We start from the raw sequence: 20049 nt of genomic DNA, 5'->3' as shown, positions 1-20049 counted from the left end.
CGGCTGAAAGCGGACAAGCCGGCTCCGGCACGGAAACGAAGGCCGCCCGATCGCGGAGGACTGTCATGGCCGAGGCTGCAGTTCGCAACTTCACCATCAATTTCGGGCCACAACATCCCTCCGCTCACGGCGTCCTGCGGCTGGTGCTCGAACTCGACGGCGAGATCGTGGAACGCGCCGATCCCCACATCGGCCTGCTGCATCGCGGCACCGAAAAGCTCATCGAGTACAAGAACTACCTGCAGGCCTTGCCCTATTTCGACCGGCTCGACTACGTCGCGCCGATGAACCAGGAGCATGCATTCTGTCTCGCCGCCGAGAAGCTCCTCGAAATATCGGTGCCGAAACGCGGACAGCTCATCCGCGTGCTTTTCTGCGAAATAGGCCGGCTGTTATCGCACCTCCTCAACGTCACCACGCAAGCCATGGACATCGGCGCGTTGACGCCGCCGCTCTGGGGTTTCGCCGAGCGCGAGAAGCTGATGGTCTTTTATGAGCGCGCGTCCGGCGCCCGCATGCACGCGAATTATTTCAGGGTCGGCGGCGTGCATCAGGATCTGCCGCCGGAACTCCTCGACGACATCTGGAAGTTCTGCGATCCGTTCCTCAAGGTCTGCCACAATCTCGAAGAGCTGTTGACCGAGAACCGCATCTTCAAGCAGCGCAATGTCGATGTCGGGGTGATCGGCCTCGATGATGCCTGGGCCTGGGGCTTTTCCGGGGTGATGGTACGCGGATCGGGCGCGTCCTGGGACCTGCGCAAGGCGCAGCCATACGAATGCTATTCGGAGATGGATTTCGATATTCCGGTCGGCAAGCATGGCGACTGCTACGACCGCTATCTCGTACGCATGGAGGAAATGCGCCAGTCGGTCCGGATCATGCGGCAATGCCTGGAAAAGTTGCGCTCACCCGAAGGCCAGGGACCGGTCGCGATTCCGAACCACAAGATCACGCCGCCGCCGCGTGCCACGATGAAGCGCTCGATGGAAGCGACGATCCACCACTTCAAACTTTATACCGAAGGCATTCGCGTGCCGAGCGGTGAAGTCTATGCCGCCGTCGAGGCGCCGAAGGGTGAATTCGGCGTCTACCTCGTGTCGGACGGGGGCAACGTTCCCTACCGATGCAAGATCCGCGCACCTTCCTTCGCCCACCTGCAGGCGATGGATTTCCTGTCCCGAGGCCATATGATCGCCGATGTTGCCGCGATCATCGGCTCGCTCGACATCGTGTTCGGAGAAATCGATCGCTAGTTAGCCAGGTCGCAGGATCTTCCCCGATCGCAGAATCATTTGTGTCGTTAGTAGCCGCGCAGGCAGGCCTGGACGGCGCTCGGCCGCCGGCCAGACGAAGGCCCTCACCTGCGGCGGGCCAGCTCAAATTCTCACATCAAAGACGGACGCATGGCCGCGACAAGGCGCAGCCAAGCGTCGAGGAGTTTCACAATCTGCGCGGCCCGACGGCGCACGAGCCCCTCCAAGTTCGGAAGCGCTCTCCACGACGCGGAAAGAACGCGTGTTCCGCCGTTCCCCGTACCGCCTCAATGCACGATCAAGCCCTTCATCCAGGCAACAAATCTGTTGCCGCGAACTATCCCGCGCACCCTGGCAGCGGCCCATCTCGCTTGCATCGTAGCGCCGACATGGCAATGGCAGACGATTTGGTGCAACTGCCGGTCGCTCAGTTCGAAGAAGCGCTTTGCCTCACCATAGGTATCATCGCTGAGGCCCATGGCACGCAGAACCGGATCCTCGAAGGCGACAGTGAGCGGCGTCCCAGCGCCACGCGATCTGTCACGCGCTTCCCTGTTCATATATTCGGTGCCTGGAAGCGCCCCAAGGCATCGCGTCGGATTTTGTTCGAGAAGTTCCGCCCAACGTTCAATCCGCTGGGTTCGAGTCATCGCCGGATACGCCGCGAAGGACTCAACTTCCGCGACGGCCTGCAGTTGGTCGAGTGTTTGATGTTTCATGGTCGGCTCCTGTCGACAGGTGAATTCGCCCACGCCTACATGAGCAATTATCGCGCCACGGAGCGCTGACAAGGCCGGACCGCCGCAACATGAGGCGTACAGATCACCTGCCCGGTGAAGCGGCGCTCGAATTCCGACGCGCCCCCGCCTGTGTTCGATGTCGACCCGTTAACCGAACCCGTTTCCGGACAGGAACTTTTGCGGAAGCTTGCCGTTTGGCTTTGCGTCCGCTTCGGCGGCTGCAATATCAGTCTTGAAAGCAATTCCGTTGGACACGAAGCCTCAACGCGTCGAGCAAGACGTCGAGCCTGTAAATGAAACCCGGGAGCAACCGGCCCCGGTTCGAGAATCTCGTGAGCGATCGGCAGAGCCCCGGCAGGAAAAACCCGACGGGAATGCCTCGCAACGAAAGGCCGGTCTGCTCGGCTTTCCCAGGCGCCATCCCTATGCGGCCGCAGCCATCGCGCTTGCGCTGTTGCTCGTCGCGGCAGGCATCGCGATCTGGTGGCTGAACGCTCGCCAGTACGAATCGACCGACGACGCCTTCATAGATGCGCGCACAGTGACGATCGGTGCGCAAATAGCCGGCCGCCTTACCGAGCTGGCGGTTACCGACAATCAGGATGTACAGGCGGGCGATGTCCTCCTGCGTATCGACGACAGCGACTATCAGGCAAACCTGAAGCAGGCCGACGCCGGCGTCACCGCGGCCGAGGCCGAAATCGTCAATGTCGCCGCCCAGATCGAGGCTCAAAACGCAAAGGTAAACGCTGCCCAGAGGCAGGTTGCACAGGCCAAGGCAGCGCTGGATTTCGCCAAGGCCGAGGATCAACGCAATCGCGAACTCCTGGCCAGGGGCACAGCAACGCAGCAGCAGGCGCAGCAGGCGGCATCGACGCTGCGTCAGGACCAGGCCGCGCTGGACAGCGCCGAGGCCAATGTCGCCTCCGCAAAAAGCCAGGTTTCGGTCTTGCAGGCACAGGCCAGGAGCGCCGAGGCGCAGCTCGAGCAGGCAAAGGCCAGCCAGGAGCAAGCCCGCACGACGCTGTCGCGCACGACTATCACAGCACCCGCAGCCGGGCGCGCAACGAGCATTTCCGCCGCTAAGGGCACCTACGCCCAACCCGGCCAGGTATTGATGATGTTCGTTCCCGACGAGGTCTGGGTGAAGGCCAATTTCAAGGAGACGCAGCTCGATCTGATGCGGCAGGGACAGCCGGTCGATATCGACATCGACGCCTACCCGGGCAAGTCCTTTCATGGCCGCGTCGACAGCATCCAGGCCGGCAGCGGCACCGCCTTCAGCCTCCTGCCGGCCGAAAATGCCACCGGCAATTACGTCAAGGTGGTGCAGCGCGTGCCGGTCAAGATCGTCTTCGACAAGCCGCCGGATGTGCTTCTCGGGCCAGGCCTGTCGGTGGTGCCGACGGTCAAGGTGCGATGAACGGCGAAACCGCCAGAAATCAGGGCGAAAGCCGATCCGCCGCCGGGACACACAATCCGTGGCTCATCGCCGTCGTCGTCTCCATCGCCACTTTCATGCTGGTGCTGGACACCTCGATCGCCAATGTCGCCCTGCGCAACATCGCCGGCAGCCTGGCGGCCGGAATGGATGAAAGCACCTGGGTGATTACCACCTATCTCGTTGCCAACTCGGTGATCATTCCGGTCAGCGGCTGGCTGGCAAGCGTCATCGGCCGAAAGCGCTACTACATGCTCTGCGTTGCGACCTTCACCGTCGCGTCGCTGCTGTGCGGACTGGCGCCCAACCTGGAACTGCTCATCCTGTTCAGGGTCCTTCAGGGCCTCGGCGGCGGCGGCATGGCGCCAAGCGAGCAATCGATCCTTGCCGACACTTTTCCGCCTGAAAAGCGCTCGCAGGCCTTCGCGCTTTACGGCATTGCCGTCATCGTCGCACCGACGGTCGGGCCGACGATCGGCGGCTGGCTGACCGACCATTTCTCCTGGCACTGGATCTTCTTCATCAACGTGCCGTTCGGCATCCTGTCGCTGGCCCTGGTGCAATGGCTGTTGGTCGAACCGGACGTACTCGAACGCGAACGCAAGGAACGGCTGAAGGGCGGCCTGAAGATCGACGGGATCGGGTTCGTCCTGGTGGCGACGGCCTTGGGGTGCCTGGAGATTTTCCTCGACCGGGGCCAGCGCTACGATTGGTTCGCCTCGGATTTCATCACCACTTTCGCAGTGATTTCCGCGATCGCGTTCCTGCTGCTTATCCCATGGGAGCTCAGTCGCAGCGATCCGGTCGTCGACATGCGTCTATTGTTCACGCGCCAGTTCGGCACGGCCTTCCTGGTCATGATGGCGGTCGGTGCTATCCTGTTCAGCACCACCCAGATCGTGCCGCAGCTGCAGCAGACGACATTTGCCTACACCGCGACGCTCTCGGGCCTTTCGATGATGCCGGGCGGCATCGCCATGCTGATCTTGATGCCGGTGTCCGGATTTGTAGGCAGCATCGTGCAGCCCAAATACCTGATCATGATGGGCATGTCGGTGGTCGCAGTGGCCCTCTGGCATATGACCTCGCTCACCCCGGACGCCAGCTTCCGCTTCTTTGCCTTTGCCCGTGTTTTCCTGATGGTCGGGCTGCCGTTCCTGTTCATTCCCATCTCGACCGCGGCCTATGTCGGCCTGCCCCCGCAGAAGACCAACCAGGCATCGGCGCTGATCAACGTTGCACGCAATATCGGCGGCAGCATCGGCGTCTCGCTGTCCAACACCGTCATTGCGCAAAGCTCCCAGATCCATCAATCGAATCTGGTCGGCAACACCGTGCAGTCGTCGCCCGCCTATCAGCAGGCGCTTCGGCAGGCGACCGAGCATTTCGTCGCCCAGGGTTCGCCGATGGTCGAGGCGAAGCAGCAGGCGATCGGCTGGCTTGGCCAGTTGATCGCCCGCCAGGCCACGCTGCTCGCCTATGTCGATGTCTTCCGCTACTGCGCGGTGGCAACCGCCCTGCTCGTTCCGCTTGCTCTGCTGCTGCGATCAAGCAAGTCGGGCAGCAGACAGGCGAATCCGGAGATGGGCTGACCAGAAGGCGGGAACCAGCTGACCCATTGCGTTGTTCTGCGCCAAGAGGAGATGATCACGATGGCCACTATTCCCACACCCGAGCCAATGCCGACCCCGGTGCCGCCGCCTCCCATCCCCGATCCCAAGCCCGTGCGTGAGCCGGACCCCGACAGGCTCCCCGACGAGGACCCCATTCCCAATCCGGATGAAAACGATATTCCGCCGAAGCGGGCGTTCAACATCTAGCCTATTAGATTTCGAGCACAGCGTAGGGGCGGCCGGTCGGCTTGGCCACATGCATGGCAACGTTATAGACCGACGCCCCGCCCGGTGTGCGGCCCTCGTAGGCGCCGCGATGCGCATGGCCATGCACCACCGCGCTGACCTGGAACCGGTCTATTGTCTCGGCCAGGCGTGACGAACCGAGAAACGGGAAGATCTCCAGCGGCTCGCCTTCGACCGTCTCGACGACAGGCGCGTAGTGCAGAACGACAAGCGTGCGTTTGGCGCGGACCTGCCGCATTGCGTTTTCAAGCCGCATCGCTTCGTTCACGCTTTCCGCCACCATTGACTTGATCGCCGGTTCGCCGAAGGAGCCGAGCATGCGCGACCCAAAACCGCCAACGAAACCCTTGACCCCAACGAACCCGACCTCGTGAATCTCTATCGCCTCGCCGTCGAGCAGGTGAACGCCCGCCTGGCGCAGAATGTCGGTGACCTGCTCGACGGCGCCTGACTCATAGTCGTGGTTGCCAAGTACGGCGACGACCGGGATCGTGCAGGCACGCAGTTCCTCGGCAAGGATTTCGGCCTCCCGAGGCTTGCCGAGATTGGTAAGGTCGCCCGTCAGCACGAGAACCTGGGCTGCACGCGACATCTCGCCGAAAAGATCGCGGTACGAGGCCTGGTCCTCCTTGCCGACATGCAGATCGCCAATGGCGGCGACTTTGAGTGCGCTGCCGTTTTCCGCCTTCGGCGAAGCAGTTTCGAGCTCGTCAGCCATTGCTATGTTCTCCTTCACCGCCGACGTCGGCAAAGCCCCATTCCTTGACGTCGATCTCATAGTCGGTTCGTGAAAGCATGCGCCCGCGGCAGATCCGCATCCGGGAAGGCGGCAGTTCGCGCTGTTTGGCCAGCCGGTCGAGCAATTCGTCGAGCAGCCACGCCGGCACACGGTCTCGCTCCGTCGGATAGATCCATCGGAAGTTCAAGAGATGCATCAGCAAGACTTCCCAATGGACTTCCATGTAGGAAAGCAGCCTTTGCCAATCGATCTGGTCGTGCGCCTTGAGGATGGTGTGCGCGACGTCGGCGCCATCGTGGCGGCGGCGGTCCTGGATGAAGCTTTTGGACCAGATAAGCTCGGTTGGGCCGATGATCCGCACCTGGCTGCCCAGCAATTCGCCCTGACGGGCGTGCTCCAGCCACAGGTCGTCGACGGGCATTGTGCCGTTCATCGAGGCGAAAATGACGTCGAAAAAATGCGTGCCCTTGAACACTTTGCCGAGCCACCGGTCGTCCTCGACCACGACGGCGTAACCGATCCGCTTGAAATGGACGAGGATGCGCGGGCAGTCGCCGGCCTTGCAGAAAATATCGAGATCCTTGGTCAGGCGGGTGATCCCGGTATAGGCGCTTACGGCATAGGTGCCGGCGACGAGAAAGGGGATGCCGGTCGTGACAAGCTCGCGGATCGCCTCGATATAAAAGACCTCCGCTTCGGCATTGCGAGGCGTCGGGGCGGCTTTTGGATCGACCGACGGAACGGATGCCGGGATGGCGCTTTCCGGTGGGGGATTAATGATCATAGCTATGGCTCCTGGCCCGGCAGACCAGCAGCCGCCTGTATCTAATAGCCAAGCACGCCCGATGGTTCCCGCCGTTACGCGGCACTGCCGCTCCCGCCGCTGCATCAGGCGAACACATCGCCGTCGCAGGCCTTCGAAGCGGTCATGGCTGTCGCCGTCGCGGCAGTGATGAAAAGACATGCGACCGGTTATTTTGGCGTCAGGATCGCAGTGCAATCAGCCTCAAGCGCGTCGAGGCGGAGTAGGCCCGCTATCATCCTCAGGTCCGGAAAGGATTGGCTTCAACATGGTTCCGGAGCTGTCGGAGGCGCTGCGCACCCGGCGCAACAGCCATTTGAGCGCCCGTAGCCAAACCGACTCTGTTTTCCGTAACGGTGCAGGCGGCGTGGCGAAAAGGCCATTCTCCATTTTGTAGTTCCTCACAGTCTCAGTCCAAATCAGCGTTCTTCAACGAGCAAAGCTTGTGTTGGTTCCGCGTCGCCATCGGCGGGAGCACGGGCTGGACGGGGCGAGGCCATCATTGGCGGGTTCGAGCGGGCTAGCCTTCTGCAGGGAGATCAGCGCCTCGCGAGATCAGCCTCGGCGATCAAGTGGCGGAATTCAGCTACCAGCCGGCGGGATTCGGCTCGTATCCTGATGCGCCGGCTCTGGACACGACCCGCGAAGGCTGAAATTGTGATCGTATTTCCAGTTGCAAATTTGGTTGGGCTCGGCGGGGATGGCGCTGGTTTCTGAAGACATTGCCCGCCATCCGGCGCTGCGTCGCCATGTCCAGGCTCAGTCGCGGACGCTTCTCCAGACCTATGAAGCGAACCCGCGGCTGGCCTCCGTATTCGCCACCCAACAACGTTGGCTGATGGCCCATATCGGCCTTGCCTTGTATTTCAATCGAGAGCCGGACGATCATCGCAAGGGACTTACGTCCGCACGGTTCATGGACGACATCTGCCGGCATTCGGTGGCCAGCCGCAACACCGCCGACGCCTTTCTGAAGGAGATGCTGCATTACGGCTTCATCCGGCATCTGCCGATCAAATATGGGCGCATCCGCCCCTTTGAGCCGACCGCGGGCACTCTGGAGACGGTTGCCGGCTGGGTCATGGCTCATCTCAGAACGCTGGACAGCCTGGACAGCGGATTTCGACTGGCTGCATTCGTCGCACAACCGGACATGCTCGCCAAACTGCAGCCGCTGGTGGCCGACGGCCTGCTTTCGTCGCATGCCGTGCGGGAGCCGAGACAGACCTTTTCCTTATTCACCTGGCTCGACAATGGCGGCATCGTCATGGATTGGCTGATGTCCGGCGTCGACCCCGATCATGCCGACCTGGGCCGAATCCCGACCGGTGTCGTCTCAATCGGAGATTTCGCGAACTGGCTCAAGCTTTCCCGGACCCACCTGTCACGCAAATTGGGCGATGCCGAAGAACTCGGCAGCGTCGGCTGGTTGGGCCAGCGCGGTCACTCGGTCATGTGGGTGTCGAGCGAGTTCTATCAGGAATACATGACCGCCCAGGCGGTCAAGCTCGCCATCATCGATGCAGCCTTCGACAACTGTGTTGTAACTTCGCAAGCCAGCTGAACCGCGAGCCGAACGCCGTCGTGGCGGCTTTCGCGCCGCCGCGACGGAGGTCTGGCTTTTCAATCGATGTCGAACGACACGCCCTGCGCAAGCGGCAGCGCCTTGGAATAATTCACCGTATTGGTGGCGCGCCGCATATAGGCCTTCCAGGCATCGGAGCCGCTCTCGCGGCCGCCGCCGGTTTCCTTCTCGCCACCGAAGGCACCGCCGATCTCGGCCCCTGACGTGCCTATATTGACGTTGGCGATACCGCAGTCCGATCCGTCGACGCTAAGAAAGCGCTCGGATTCCTGCAGGTCGCGGGTAAAGATCGAGGATGACAGCCCCGCTCCCACCGCATTGTGTTCTTCTAGCGCGGTGTCGAATTCCGAATATTTCATCACATAGAGGATGGGCGCGAAGGTTTCCTCTGTCACGGGCGAAACCTGCCGCGGCATTTCGACCAGCGCCGGACGCACATAGTAGGCGTCGGGGTGACCGTTCTCGACCCGCATTCCGCCGGTTATCTTACCGCCATGCGAAGCCGCCTCCTCCAGCGCCTTCTGCATATTCTCGTAGGCAGCCTTGTCGATCAGCGGGCCAACCAGAGCGCTTGTCTCCAGCGGATTGCCGACCGAGACGCTCTCATAAGCCTTCTTCAGGCGCGGAACGAGCTGGTCATAGACGCTCTCATGCACGAACAGGCGCCTGAGCGTCGTGCAGCGCTGGCCGGCCGTGCCCATGGCGCCGAAGGCGATAGCGCGGAGCGCCATGTCCAGATCGGCCGTCGGGCAGACGATGCCGGCATTGTTGCCGCCGAGCTCCAGCACGGCACGGGCAAAGCGCTTCGCCAGCCGTGGGCCGACATCCCTGCCCATGCGCGTCGAGCCGGTGGCCGAGACCAGCGGCACCCTGGGATGATCGACCAGGATCTCGCCGACGGCGCGATCGCCGATCAGCACGGGCGCCAGTCCCTGCGGCGCGTCAGCACCGAAACGCTTTACCGCGCGTGCAAAAATCGCCTCACAGGCGAGCGCCGTCAGCGGTGTCTTCTCCGACGGCTTCCACACCACCGCGTCGCCGCAGACCAGCGCAAGTGCTGCGTTCCACGACCACACCGCGACCGGAAAGTTGAAGGCCGAGATGACGCCTACGACACCGAGCGGATGCCAGGTCTCCATCATGCGATGGCCGGGACGCTCGGTGGCGATGGTCAGGCCGTACAATTGCCGGGAAAGACCGACGGCGAAATCGCAGATGTCGATCATCTCCTGCACTTCGCCAAGACCTTCGGATGGGATCTTGCCGACTTCGATCGATACCAACCGGCCAAGCTCGGCCTTGTGTGTGCGCAATTCCTCGCCGAGCAGCCGCACCAGTTCGCCACGCTTGGGAGCTGGCACCTGCCGCCACGCCAGGAAAGCTTTGTGGGCATTGTCGATGGTCGTTGCCGCATCGGCCGGCGAGATGGTCTTCAGCGCGGCGATCTGCTCGCCGGTCACCGGGCTGCGCACGATAAGATCGCCGCCCGTAAGCGCGCGCTCGGCAACGCCCAGTTTCGCCAGAAGCCCGGCCGTTTCCTTCGCAATCGTCATTTTCATCCCTTTCAGATCCCGTCGCTCATATGGCGTCGGTCCAAGCCTTGCGCCATACCCACTCCCTGCCGGTCGGCACACCAGGCGCTGTCATGGCGTGGCATTACGCGTTTCAGGGAGAAATCGCCACCCCGGCATGGTCCAAGCCGGCGTCCGACTGTTGAACCAGCCAGATAGAGCGAATCAGTGTGCCGTCTTGGCGGTTTCCCGCACGGCGCTTTCTTTCATCAGCCGGTCGATATGCATGCGGATATGCGCTGCCTCGGCGGCCGTGTTGGCGAGCGCGATAGCGCGGTCGAAAGCGACACGCGCCTCCTCGCCGCGGCCAAGCTGCATCAGCAGTCCGCCCTTGAGGCCGAAGAAATGGAAATAGCCGGAAAGCCTTCCCTCCAGCGGCTCGATCATGGCGAGTGCGGCTTCCGGTCCACGCACCTTGGAGACCGCGACGGCGCGGTTGAGCGTCACCACCGGCGACGGCTGCATCTGCTCGAGCAGTCCGTAGAGCAGGTCGATCTCGTTCCAGTCCGTGTCCTCGGGCTTTTCCGCCCGCGCATGCAGTGCGGCGATCGCCGCTTGCACCTGGTAGGGACCGGGCTTGCGATGGCGCAACGCCTTGTCAACCAGCGCCAGGCCTTCATCGATCATCTTGCGGCTCCACAGGCTGCGGTCCTGGTCTTCGAGCAGCACGATCTCGCCGTTCTCGTCGAAGCGAGCCGGCGAGCGTGCATGCTGCAGCAGCAACAGCGCCGTCAGCCCCATGATCTCCGGCTCGGTCTGGAACAGCCTGAGCAGCAGCCGGGCCAGCCGGATCGCCTCTTCGCAAAGCGGCGCACGCGCCGAAGCCTCGCCGCTGTTGCTGGAATAGCCTTCGTTGAAGATCAAGTAGACCATGGCGGCGACGGCGGCGAGCCGTTCGGAGCGCTCGACCGCTCCCGGCGTCTCGAACGGCACCCCGGCGTCGGCGATACGCGCCTTGGCGCGCGTGATACGCTGCTCCATGGCGCTTTCACCGACGAGGAAGGCGCGGGCGATCTGCTTGACCGTCAGGCCGGAGACGATGCGCAACGCCACCGCGATCTGCTGTGTGGCCGGCAGGTCGGGATGGCAGCAGATAAACAGCAGCCGCAAAATATCGTCGCGGTAATGCGCCCCGTCCAGCCGCTCGGCGACGTCGCTCTCGGCATCCTCCAGATCGGAGATCTGGTCCTCCTCCGGCAGCGGCGCCTGCTTGGCGCGCTTGCGCACCGCATCGATGCCGCTGTTGCGGCCGACGAAGATCAGCCAGGCTGCCGGATCGCGCGGCGGACCGTTTTTCGGCCAGTTGTTCAGTGCCCTCAGGCAGGCGTCCTGGAATGCTTCCTCCGCCGCGTCGAGGTCGCGGAAGTAGCGCAGCAATGCCCCCATCGCCTGCGGGCGAGCGGTGCTGATTGCCGTGCTGATCCAGGCGAGTTCGGTCATGCGGAAACCTTGGCGGGATTGAACAGCGAGACCGGCCGGATTTCGTAGGAGCCGCCGCTCGGGTTGACCTCGGAAAGCTCGCGCGCGAAGTCGACGGCCTCATCGAGGTCGGCGCATTCGAGCGTGTAAAAGCCGAGGAACTGTTCCTTGGTTTCGGCAAACGGGCCGTCGATGACGATCGATTCGCCCTTGACCTTCCTCAGCGTCGTCGCCGCGGTCGTCGGCAAGAGCCGCGCCACCGGGCCAAGCCGGCCCGCCTGGGCATATTTTTCCTGCACACCGATAAGCTTTTCCATGACGGCGTCGTCCTGCTCCTTGCTCCAGGAGCAGACGACGTCTTCGGAAGCATAGCAGAGGATCGCGTAGAGCATGGGTCGTCCTTTTCTCTGTCAAAGGACGAAACACTAGGACCGATGCCGACATGGCGTCGACAAAAAAATACGCTCCGTCCGGCGTCATTCCCTCGCCTTCAGCCATCTCAAGACCAAGGCCTCCTCGTCGTCGAGCCCGGCGATCGAGCGCTTGCCTTGGTTGGCATCCGCCATTTCGTCCAGCAGCCGTCCTTCGGGCCAGGCGCGGAACACTTCCGGATGGATGTAGCATTGGCGACAAACCGCGCGCGTATTGCCGAGCCGCTCGGCAACCTTGTCGATGACATTGTTCATCACCCGCTTTTGCTGCGCCTGGCTTTCCGGACGTTCGGTTTGCGCAAACAGCGACGCCGCATGGATGGTGCCACCCCAGGTTCTGAAGTGCTTGGAGCTGAACTCCGCTCCGGCATTTTCCCTGATATAGCGGTTGACGTCGTCTGAGCGCACCGGATGCCTGTTTCCGTCCTCGTCGAGATACTGGAACAGTTTTTGGCCCGGCAGGTCCTGCGCTCCACGCACGACCTTGGCAATCCGGCGATCGACAAGTTTCAATCTCCATTCCTTGCCGGATTTACCGATGAAGGCAAAGCGCAGGCTCGAGCCCTTGATGTAGACATGGCGGTCACGCAGCGTGGTCAGCCCAAAACTCTTGTTGTCGCGGGCATAGGCGGCATTGCCGACACGGATCATCGTGTTGTCGAGCAGCCAGACGATAGCCGCAACGACGCGTTCCAGCGGCAGGCCGTGACGGCGCAAATCGACGTCGATCTGCCGCCGCAGTTCGGGCAGGCTTTCGGCGAAGGCAATCAGGCTCGAATATTTGACGCCGTCACGCTCCTCCGCCCAGTGCGGGTGATAGCGGTATTGTTTGCGGCCGCGCTGGTCCCGACCGGTCGCCTGGATGTGACCGTCGGCATCCGGCGAGATCCACACATCCGTCCAGGCCGGTGGAATGGCGAGCGCCTTGATGCGTGCCAGCGCCTCCCCGTCGACAATCCGCCCGTCGGGTCCTTTGTACGAGAACCCCTTGCCCGAACGCAGCCGGCGAATACCGGGTTCAGTGTCGGTGACATAGTTGAGCGAGGCCCGAACGGCCGAGGCTTGCGCGCCGTTCTCCAGCGCTCCGTTGTGCGGCACCGCGTTTTTTGGTGCAGCTTTCCTCACAGCCGATTGGCCAGACGACGACCCGGATTTGTCCAGCATGTCCTCTCCACGGAATTTCCGTAGATAAGCCGCTTGCCGGCTGCGGGTTCCAACGCCTCTTGATCTCTTGGTCCCAGAACAGCCTATCGACGTCGCCGTGCGTCGAAGACGTGCGTCGTCACGCCTTTTCGAGCACGACCGGAACGACGTCGACCGCCTGCTCGCCGACCTGTCCACCGGTGGTTTTCAGCACGCCGACGATCGGCGCCACATCGGAGTAATCGCGGCCGTAGCCGACCGTGATATGGTCGTTGCTAGCCCGCATGCCATTGGTCGGATCGAATTCCTGCCAGCCGGCATCGCGCCCGCACCACACCTTGACCCAGGCGTGCATGGCGTCGGCGCCTTCGAGCCGCGGCTTCCCGCGCGGCGGGATGGTGCGCAGGAACCCGCTGACATAGCCCGCGGGAATACCGAGGCCGCGCAGGCCGGCGATCATGATGTGGGAGAAATCCTGGCAGACGCCGCGCTTCAGGCCAAAGGCGTCGCTGGCCCGCGTCTGCACGGTGGTCGCCTCGCCGTCATAGGTGAAATCGCGGTGAATGCGGTTGCACAGAGCCATGGCCGTGCCGACTGTCGAACCGCCGGCACTGCCTTTCGCATAGGCAGTGATTGCCGCGTCGATGCCGGCATGATCGCTGGCGGCCAGAAAGTGATGCGGCGAAGCCGGCGCCAGCGAGTGCACTGCGCCGAGTTCTTCCCTCAGCCGGCGTATGTCCGGCGATACGTCGAGCCCGGGTTCGGGCCGCGACACTGAAACACGCGCGCTCATCCTGATGTCGAGCGCATCATGCGCGTCACGAAAGGCGATCGAGGTGACACTGTTGCCGAAAAAGTCGGAAAAGTCGGAACGTTCGCTGGGCGCCGGCACAAAAGACAGTGAAGCGGCGATGACGCGCTGCACGCCAGGGATGGTCGGCGGCAGCACGCGCACCTGATGGCGGCCACCGCCGGCCGCCGCATCATAGTCGTAACGCAGGTGAAGCCTGATGTCGTAGAGCATGCTGTCTCTACCCGAAATAGGCTTTGGCGAGGCTGTTGTAGAGCCCGCCGATTTCATTGGCGAGATCGCCGAGGGCCTTGGCCGTCATGTCCGAGGGCTCCTTGATGGCGATCGACGTGTTGAGCTGCAGGATTTCCTTGGCCGCCGGCGACATATGGCCTTCAGCGCCGACAGCGGGCAGCAGCGCGATTTCGGCCTTCAGCCGTTCGAGCTGGAAAAGGATTGAGCGCGGGTTGAGCGGATCGAGCGCCAGAAGGTCGACCACGGTGCGCCGCCCCGCCTGCACCGGATACTGCCGACGGTGGGTCATGACGCTGTCGCCGATCTCCAGCATCATGTCGAGCGCACCTTCCGGCGCCTGGGCTCCGGTCAGCCGGGCGAGCGTGCGGGCGATCTGGATGCCGCGTTCGAGCCTGCGGCCGATTTCCAGGAAACGCCAGCCGGCAAAGCGGTACATGTTCTCGTGCAGCAGGCCGGAAAACCCGGCCAGCTTGCGCAGGATGACCGTCATTGCCCTTGTCGCGTCGTCGCCCGGCGCCACGGTCGCGGCAAATTGATGGATGGTCTTCGACAGATCCTTCAATGCCAGCCAGCCATCGGGCGAGAAGCGGTCGCGGATCTGCCCGGCGCTGTAAACGGCGCTGTCCAGCGTGCCGATGAGCCCCAATGGGATTGCCGTCTCGACGTCGATGCCGAACGGCGCGAGATAGTCGCTGATATCGGCGAGCAGCGGCATCTCGGGATCGGATGTCTCGGCCAGCCGCACATGGTAGGCGCGCAGGATGCGCACCGTGTCTTCCGATCGCTCGATATAGCGGCCGAGCCATGTCAGGTTCTCAGCCGCGCGGCTGGGCAGGCTGCCCGGCAGGGTTCGGGTGAAGCTGTCGTGCTCCTGCGGCAGCAGTGTCTCGCGCTCGACCGGCCTGTCGCTGACCACCCAGACATCCGCCGCCTGGCCGCCGCGCTGCATGGCGATGGCCGTCGGGTCGAGCGAAAAGCCGACACGGGCAAACCCGCCCGGCATCACGGTCCAGCCTTCCGGCGTCCGCGCCAGATAGACGCGCAGGCTTGCCGGCCGCGGCTCCAGCCAACCGCCGACATAGACAGGCGTGGTCGACAGCGTCACCGCTTCCTGGCCGACGAAGTCGCCGCCGTCCCGTTCGATCCTGGCGACCAGTTCGGCCCGTTCCTCGACCGACAGCGCCGACCCGAGCTTGGTCGAGCCGTCGTCCTCGAAGGCAAGCCGCGTCGACAGCGCCGGGCCGATCACCATGCTATCGATGTTGGCGAGCACATGTTCACGCTCCGTCTCCTGCCCGCACCACCATGTCGCGACCGTCGGCAGCAGCAGTTCCTCGTTGCGCAGGGCGCGCGAAATCTTGGGCAGGAAGGCGAGCAACGCGCGCGTCTCCATCAGGCCGGAGCCCAGTGCATTGACGGCCGAAACCGCCCCTTGCCGAACCGCCTCGACCAGCCCCGGCGTGCCGATCTGCGAGTCCGGCCGCAATTCAAGCGGATCGGCGAAGGCGGCGTCGAGCCGCCGCCACAAGACGCTCACCGGCATCAGCCCCGAAACCGTGCGCACCATCAGCCTGCCGCCGGAGACGGTCAGGTCCTCGCCCTCGAGCAGCATGATGCCGAGATAGCGGGCGATATAGGCATGTTCGTAATAGGTTTCGTTCAGCGGTCCCGGCGTCAGGATGGCGACACGGCCGCCGGCTTGCCTGGCCATGCCGATCAGCGCGTCGCGGAAGCGACGGAAGAAGCCGGCCAGGCGGTGCACATGCATTTCGCCGTAGATGTCGGACAGCGCCCTTGTGGTGGCGACGCGGTTTTCCAGCGCAAAGCCGGCGCCCGACGGCGCCTGTGTGCGGTCGCCAAGCACCCACCAGCGGCCGTCCGGGCCACGACCGAGCTCGAAGGCGCAGAAATGCAGGAAATGGCCGCTCGCCGGCCTGGTGCCGACGACCGGCCGCAAATATTCCGGGCTGGCCGCGATCAATCCGGCCGGCAGAATGCCTTTCTCGACCAGCCGGTTCGGCCCGTAAATGTCGGCGATGGTCTCCTCGAACAGATCGGCGCGCTGGACCAGGCCGGCGCTGATGTCAGCCCATTCCTGCTCCTCGATCAGCAGCGGCACATGCGCCAGCGGCCATTCCCGCTCGTTGGCGCCGGCTTTGTCATAGACGCGGTAGTAGACGCCGGCGTCGCGCAGGTACTGGTCGGCGCGGGCGAAGCGCTGGGCAAGCTTTTCCGGCCCCAGGTCCTCCAGCGACTCGATGAAGTGCCGCCAGGCCGGCCGCGGATTGCCCGACGCATCGACCATCTCGTCGACGACGCCGTCGATCGGCTGGTAGTGCTCCAGCAGACTGTGGGTCTGCGGCTTGCTGCGCAGCCTTTTGTGATTCCCCTTCGCCATGGCTGATCAGAGTCTTTGCGGCCGCCGAAGGTCAAGGGTCATCGGGAAATCTTCAGAGGCTTCTTCGTTGCGCAGCACATAGCTGGACGGCGTATGGCCACGCGGCTCGAAGCGAGCGAGCCGCCGCGCCTCCGCTTCGTTGCCATTGACCGGGAAGGTGTCATAGCTGCGCCCGCCGGGATGTGCGACATGGTAGACGCAGCCGCCGACTGCGCGGCCCGACCAGCGGTCATAGATGTCGAAGACCAGCGGGGTGTTGACCGGCAGCGCCGGATGCAGGCCGGACGCCGGCTGCCAGGCCTTGAAGCGCACGCCGGCCACCGCGATCTCGCGGTTGTCGGTCACCTTCATCGGCACGACGCGGCCGTTGCAGACGACGGCGTGACGCTCCGGGTTGAGCCCCTCGGTCTTCACCTGCAGCCTTTCGACGGAGGAATCGACAAACCGTACGGTGCCGCCGATCGCGCCTTGCTCGCCCATCACGTGCCACGGCTCGAGCGCCTGCCTGAGCTCCAGCTTGACGCCGGCATGCTGGACGTCGCCGCAGAACGGGAAGCGGAATTCGAGCTGGGCATCGAACCATTCCGGACGGAACGCAAAGCCGTTCAGCTTGAGGTCGTCCAGCACATCGAGAAAATCCGCCCATACATAATGCGGCAGCATGAAACGGTCGTGCAGCGAAGTGCCCCAGCGCACGAAGCGGCCGTCGAGCGGGTTCTTCCAGGCCCGGGCGATGATGGCGCGCACCAGCAATTGCTGCGCCAGGCTCATGCGCGCGTTGGGCGGCATCTCGAAGCCGCGGAATTCGACCAGCCCGAGCCGGCCGGTCGGCCCGTCCGGCGAAAACAGCTTGTCGATGCAGATTTCCGAGCGATGGGTATTGCCGGTCACGTCTGTCAGAAGATTGCGGAACAGCCGGTCGACCAGCCACGGCAGGGGTGCCGCGCCCTTGTCCGGATGCGGCACCTGCGCCATCGCGATTTCGAGTTCGTAAAGCGAATCGTGGCGCGCCTCGTCGAAGCGCGGCGCCTGGCTGGTCGGGCCGATGAACAGGCCGGAGAACAGATAGGACAGCGACGGATGCCGCTGCCATTGCAGCACCAGGCTCTTCAACAGGTCGGGGCGGCGCAGGAACGGACTGTCATTGGGCGTTGCGCCGCCGACGACGACGTGGTTGCCGCCGCCGGTGCCGGTGTGGCGGCCGTCGATCATGAACTTGTCGGCGCCAAGCCGCGTCTGCCGCGCCTCTTCGTAGATCGCCGTGGTCGTCGCCACGCAATCCTGCCAATTCGCAGCGGGGTGGATATTGACCTCGATGACGCCGGGATCGGGTGCGACACGGATGACATTGAGGCGCGGATCGTGCGGCGGGCCGTAGCCTTCTATATGCACCGGCAGGCCGATCGCCCTTGCCGCGTTCTCAGCCGCCGCCACCAGTTCGAGATAATCCTCCAGCGCCTCGACCGGCGGCATGAACACACAAAGCCGTCCGTCGCGCGGCTCGACCGAAAGCGCCGGGCGCCCGGCGCCGCCGATCTCGGTGATCTCCTGTTCGACGCGGTCCTGCTGGCCGGTAACGGCCGTAAAGGATACCGCCTGCTGGCGTCGTGCCATCTCGTCGGCGCCCTCCAGTTCGGCCGGAGAAGCAGAACCGGGCAAGATCGCCTCGCGCGCCGGCAATGGTCCGCGCGGCAGCGATGGATCGACCGGGACTATGTAGGGGAACTGCGCCGGCGGCACATAGGGCAGCGTGCCGAGCGGCAGGCGGTAGCCGACCGGCGAATCGCCGGGCACCAGGAACAGCCTGCCGCGCCGCGTCTTCCACTTCTCCGAGCGCCAGCGCGGTCCGGACGCCTGGCTGTTCCAGCGCTGGACAGGCAGCACATAGCCCGACGGCTTGGTCAGCCCGCGTTCGAACACCCGCGCCATGCGGCTGCGCTCCTCGGGGTCCTCCAGCTTCGAATTGGAAGGATCGACGTTGTCCGGCAGCTTGCCTTCCTTGAGCAGCCATTCGGCGGGATCCTCATAGGCTTCGCTGACCATCGTCTTGTCGATGCCGAGTTCGTCGGCGATCGCCGTCAGCAGGCCTTCGGCCTGCTTCGGTCCGACATCCGCCTCGCTCTTTTCATGCGCGATCAGCGACGGGTCGCTCCACACCGGCTCGCCGTCGGTGCGCCAGTAGAGCGAGAAGGTCCAGCGTGGCAGGCTTTCGCCGGGGTACCACTTGCCTTGCCCGTAATGCAGGAAGCCGCCCGGCGCGAAGCGTTCGCGCAGCCGGCGGATCAGGGCATCGGCCTTTTCCCGCTTGGTCGGCCCGACGGCGGCGGTGTTCCACTCTGCAGCCTCGAAATCGTCGATCGAGACGAAGGTCGGCTCGCCGCCCATGGTCAGCCGCACATCGCCGGCCCGGAGCGCAGCATCGACCTGGACCCCCAGCGCGTCCAGCGCCTGCCAGCTCTCGTCGGAGAACGGCTTGGTAATGCGCGGACGCTCGGCGATGCGGTCTACCCGCATGTCGAAGCCGAATTCGACATTGGCGAAGCTCGCCATGCCGGAGATCGGCGCGGCATTGCGGAAATGGGGCGTTGCCGCGAGCGGCACATGGCTTTCGCCGGTGAGCAGGCCGGAGGTCGGGTCGAAGCCGATCCAGCCGGCGCCCGGCAGATACACCTCGCACCAGGCATGGAGGTCGGTGAAATCGGTCGCCGTGCCGGGCGGCCCGTCGAGCGCAACGAGGTCGGGTTTGAGCTGGATCAGGTAGCCGGAGACGAAACGCGCGGCGATGCCGAGGTTCCTCAGTATCTGCACCAGGAGCCAGCTCGAATCGCGGCACGACCCCTTGCCGGCGGCCAGCGTTTCCTCGGGCGAGAAGACGCCGGTTTCCATGCGCACGATATAGGCGATCTCGCGCTGCAGCCGCGCATTGAGGTCGACGACAAAATTGACGGTGTTGGTCGGGTGGCGCGCGATGGTTTTCAGGAATGCCTCCAACAGCGGCCCCGCCGGTTCCGGCGTTCGGTAGATGGTCAGATCGTCCCGGATCTCTTCGGGGTATTCGAATGGAAACGTCTCGGCCGACGGTTCGACGAAGAAATCGAACGGATTGTAGACCGTCATGTCGGCAACGAGATCGACCTCGATCTTCAACTCCGTCACCGGCTCGGGAAAGACGAAGCGGGCCAGGAAATTGCCGTAGGGGTCCTGCTGCAGATTGACGAAGTGATTTGCCGGCCCGACCTTCAGCGAATGGCTGAGCACCTTGGTGCGGGAATGCGGCGCAGGCTGCAACCTTATGACTTGCGGGCCCAAGACGACCGGCCGGTCGTATTTGTAGTGGGTCAGGTGATAGACGGCTGCCAGAATTGCCATGGTGCCCCTGAAGTCGGCGTTTCAAAAGGAGTTCGCTGAACCCTGACACGAATGCTGACCATTCTCCAAGCAGAGATGTTGCGCTGCACCTAAATCAAGCAGCTTTCACAGCTTCACGAAACGGAGCGCCGACCCCGGGATTCCGCAGTGTGGCGGCAAGACGTTGCAACGCTGCAGAGCCGAAGTCCGGCGGGTCAGCACCGGGCGCTTCCCGCCGATATCGATGATCGGCAGCACACGCGATGCTTCGT

15 protein-coding genes are annotated in these 20049 nt (G+C 63.7%); 5 read left to right on the top strand and 10 right to left on the bottom strand.

The window, feature by feature from the left end; genetic code table 11:
* The first annotated feature begins 65 nt into the window (after nucleotides 1–65).
* Nucleotides 66–1256 carry an NADH-quinone oxidoreductase subunit D gene (locus NKI39_RS19860; protein WP_352833816.1) on the top strand — a complete coding sequence of 397 codons (1191 nt, stop codon included), beginning with the start codon at nucleotides 66–68 and terminating at the stop codon, nucleotides 1254–1256.
* A 287-nt stretch (nucleotides 1257–1543) separates the two neighbouring features.
* On the opposite strand, the gene NKI39_RS19855 is transcribed toward NKI39_RS19860, so the two are convergent.
* Complete coding sequence (locus tag NKI39_RS19855; protein WP_023675469.1) at nucleotides 1544–1975, bottom strand: hypothetical protein; 432 nt, start codon at nucleotides 1973–1975, stop codon at nucleotides 1544–1546.
* Nucleotides 1976–2243: 268 nt separating this feature from the next.
* Between NKI39_RS19855 and NKI39_RS19850 the strand changes: the two genes are divergently transcribed.
* The 3 genes from NKI39_RS19850 to NKI39_RS19840 are packed head-to-tail and all read left to right on the top strand — an operon-like array spanning nucleotide 2244 to nucleotide 5257.
* Nucleotides 2244–3419: an HlyD family secretion protein gene (locus NKI39_RS19850; RefSeq protein WP_352833814.1), complete on the top strand. Its 1176-nt coding sequence runs from the start codon at nucleotides 2244–2246 to the stop codon at nucleotides 3417–3419.
* Complete coding sequence (locus NKI39_RS19845; RefSeq protein WP_352833811.1) at nucleotides 3416–5029, top strand: DHA2 family efflux MFS transporter permease subunit; 1614 nt, start codon at nucleotides 3416–3418, stop codon at nucleotides 5027–5029. Before NKI39_RS19850 ends, NKI39_RS19845 begins: the two co-directional genes overlap by 4 nt.
* Nucleotides 5030–5089: 60 nt before the next feature.
* Nucleotides 5090–5257 (top strand): hypothetical protein, encoded by a 168-nt coding sequence (locus NKI39_RS19840; RefSeq protein WP_352448160.1) that lies wholly within the window; start codon nucleotides 5090–5092, stop codon nucleotides 5255–5257.
* Between the two features lie 4 nt (nucleotides 5258–5261).
* On the opposite strand, the gene NKI39_RS19835 is transcribed toward NKI39_RS19840, so the two are convergent.
* Together NKI39_RS19835 and NKI39_RS19830 are read right to left on the bottom strand one after the other, a co-directional pair.
* Nucleotides 5262–6014 (bottom strand): metallophosphoesterase family protein, encoded by a 753-nt coding sequence (locus NKI39_RS19835; RefSeq protein ID WP_352833808.1) that lies wholly within the window; start codon nucleotides 6012–6014, stop codon nucleotides 5262–5264.
* Nucleotides 6007–6819 carry a hypothetical protein gene (locus NKI39_RS19830; RefSeq protein ID WP_352833805.1) on the bottom strand — a complete coding sequence of 271 codons (813 nt, stop codon included), beginning with the start codon at nucleotides 6817–6819 and terminating at the stop codon, nucleotides 6007–6009. The genes NKI39_RS19835 and NKI39_RS19830 overlap by 8 nt, the downstream gene beginning before the upstream one ends.
* 718 nt (nucleotides 6820–7537) lie before the next feature.
* Here NKI39_RS19830 and NKI39_RS19825 point away from each other — a divergent pair.
* A complete protein-coding gene (locus tag NKI39_RS19825; RefSeq protein ID WP_352833803.1) occupies nucleotides 7538–8401 on the top strand; it encodes a hypothetical protein in 864 nt (287 codons plus the stop codon).
* A 59-nt stretch (nucleotides 8402–8460) separates the two neighbouring features.
* Here NKI39_RS19825 and amaB read toward each other — a convergent pair whose 3' ends face one another.
* The 7 genes from amaB to NKI39_RS19790 form a co-directional block, all read right to left on the bottom strand.
* Nucleotides 8461–9975 carry an L-piperidine-6-carboxylate dehydrogenase gene (amaB, locus tag NKI39_RS19820; RefSeq protein ID WP_352833888.1) on the bottom strand — a complete coding sequence of 505 codons (1515 nt, stop codon included), beginning with the start codon at nucleotides 9973–9975 and terminating at the stop codon, nucleotides 8461–8463.
* 183 nt (nucleotides 9976–10158) lie between these two features.
* On the bottom strand, nucleotides 10159–11433 hold the full coding sequence (locus NKI39_RS19815; protein ID WP_352448164.1) for an RNA polymerase sigma factor: 1275 nt from the start codon (nucleotides 11431–11433) through the stop codon (nucleotides 10159–10161).
* On the bottom strand, nucleotides 11430–11804 hold the full coding sequence (locus NKI39_RS19810) for a YciI family protein (protein WP_292663532.1): 375 nt from the start codon (nucleotides 11802–11804) through the stop codon (nucleotides 11430–11432). Before NKI39_RS19810 ends, NKI39_RS19815 begins: the two co-directional genes overlap by 4 nt.
* An 84-nt stretch (nucleotides 11805–11888) precedes the next feature.
* Nucleotides 11889–13007: a DNA topoisomerase IB gene (locus NKI39_RS19805; protein WP_352833800.1), complete on the bottom strand. Its 1119-nt coding sequence runs from the start codon at nucleotides 13005–13007 to the stop codon at nucleotides 11889–11891.
* Between the two features lie 118 nt (nucleotides 13008–13125).
* Nucleotides 13126–14010, bottom strand: a complete 885-nt coding sequence (locus NKI39_RS19800) for a transglutaminase family protein (RefSeq protein ID WP_352833798.1) — start codon at nucleotides 14008–14010, stop codon at nucleotides 13126–13128.
* A 7-nt stretch (nucleotides 14011–14017) separates the two neighbouring features.
* Nucleotides 14018–16429 (bottom strand): circularly permuted type 2 ATP-grasp protein, encoded by a 2412-nt coding sequence (locus tag NKI39_RS19795; protein WP_352833795.1) that lies wholly within the window; start codon nucleotides 16427–16429, stop codon nucleotides 14018–14020.
* 6 nt (nucleotides 16430–16435) lie between these two features.
* On the bottom strand, nucleotides 16436–19798 hold the full coding sequence (locus tag NKI39_RS19790; protein ID WP_352833792.1) for a transglutaminase family protein: 3363 nt from the start codon (nucleotides 19796–19798) through the stop codon (nucleotides 16436–16438).
* Nucleotides 19799–20049: the final 251 nt, after the last annotated feature.

The organism is Mesorhizobium sp. M0664 (assembly GCF_040320565.1).
GTDB lineage: Bacteria > Pseudomonadota > Alphaproteobacteria > Rhizobiales > Rhizobiaceae > Mesorhizobium.
The sequence above is the reverse complement of the archived record's forward strand: the minus strand, read 5'-3'. Positions and strand labels throughout refer to the sequence as shown.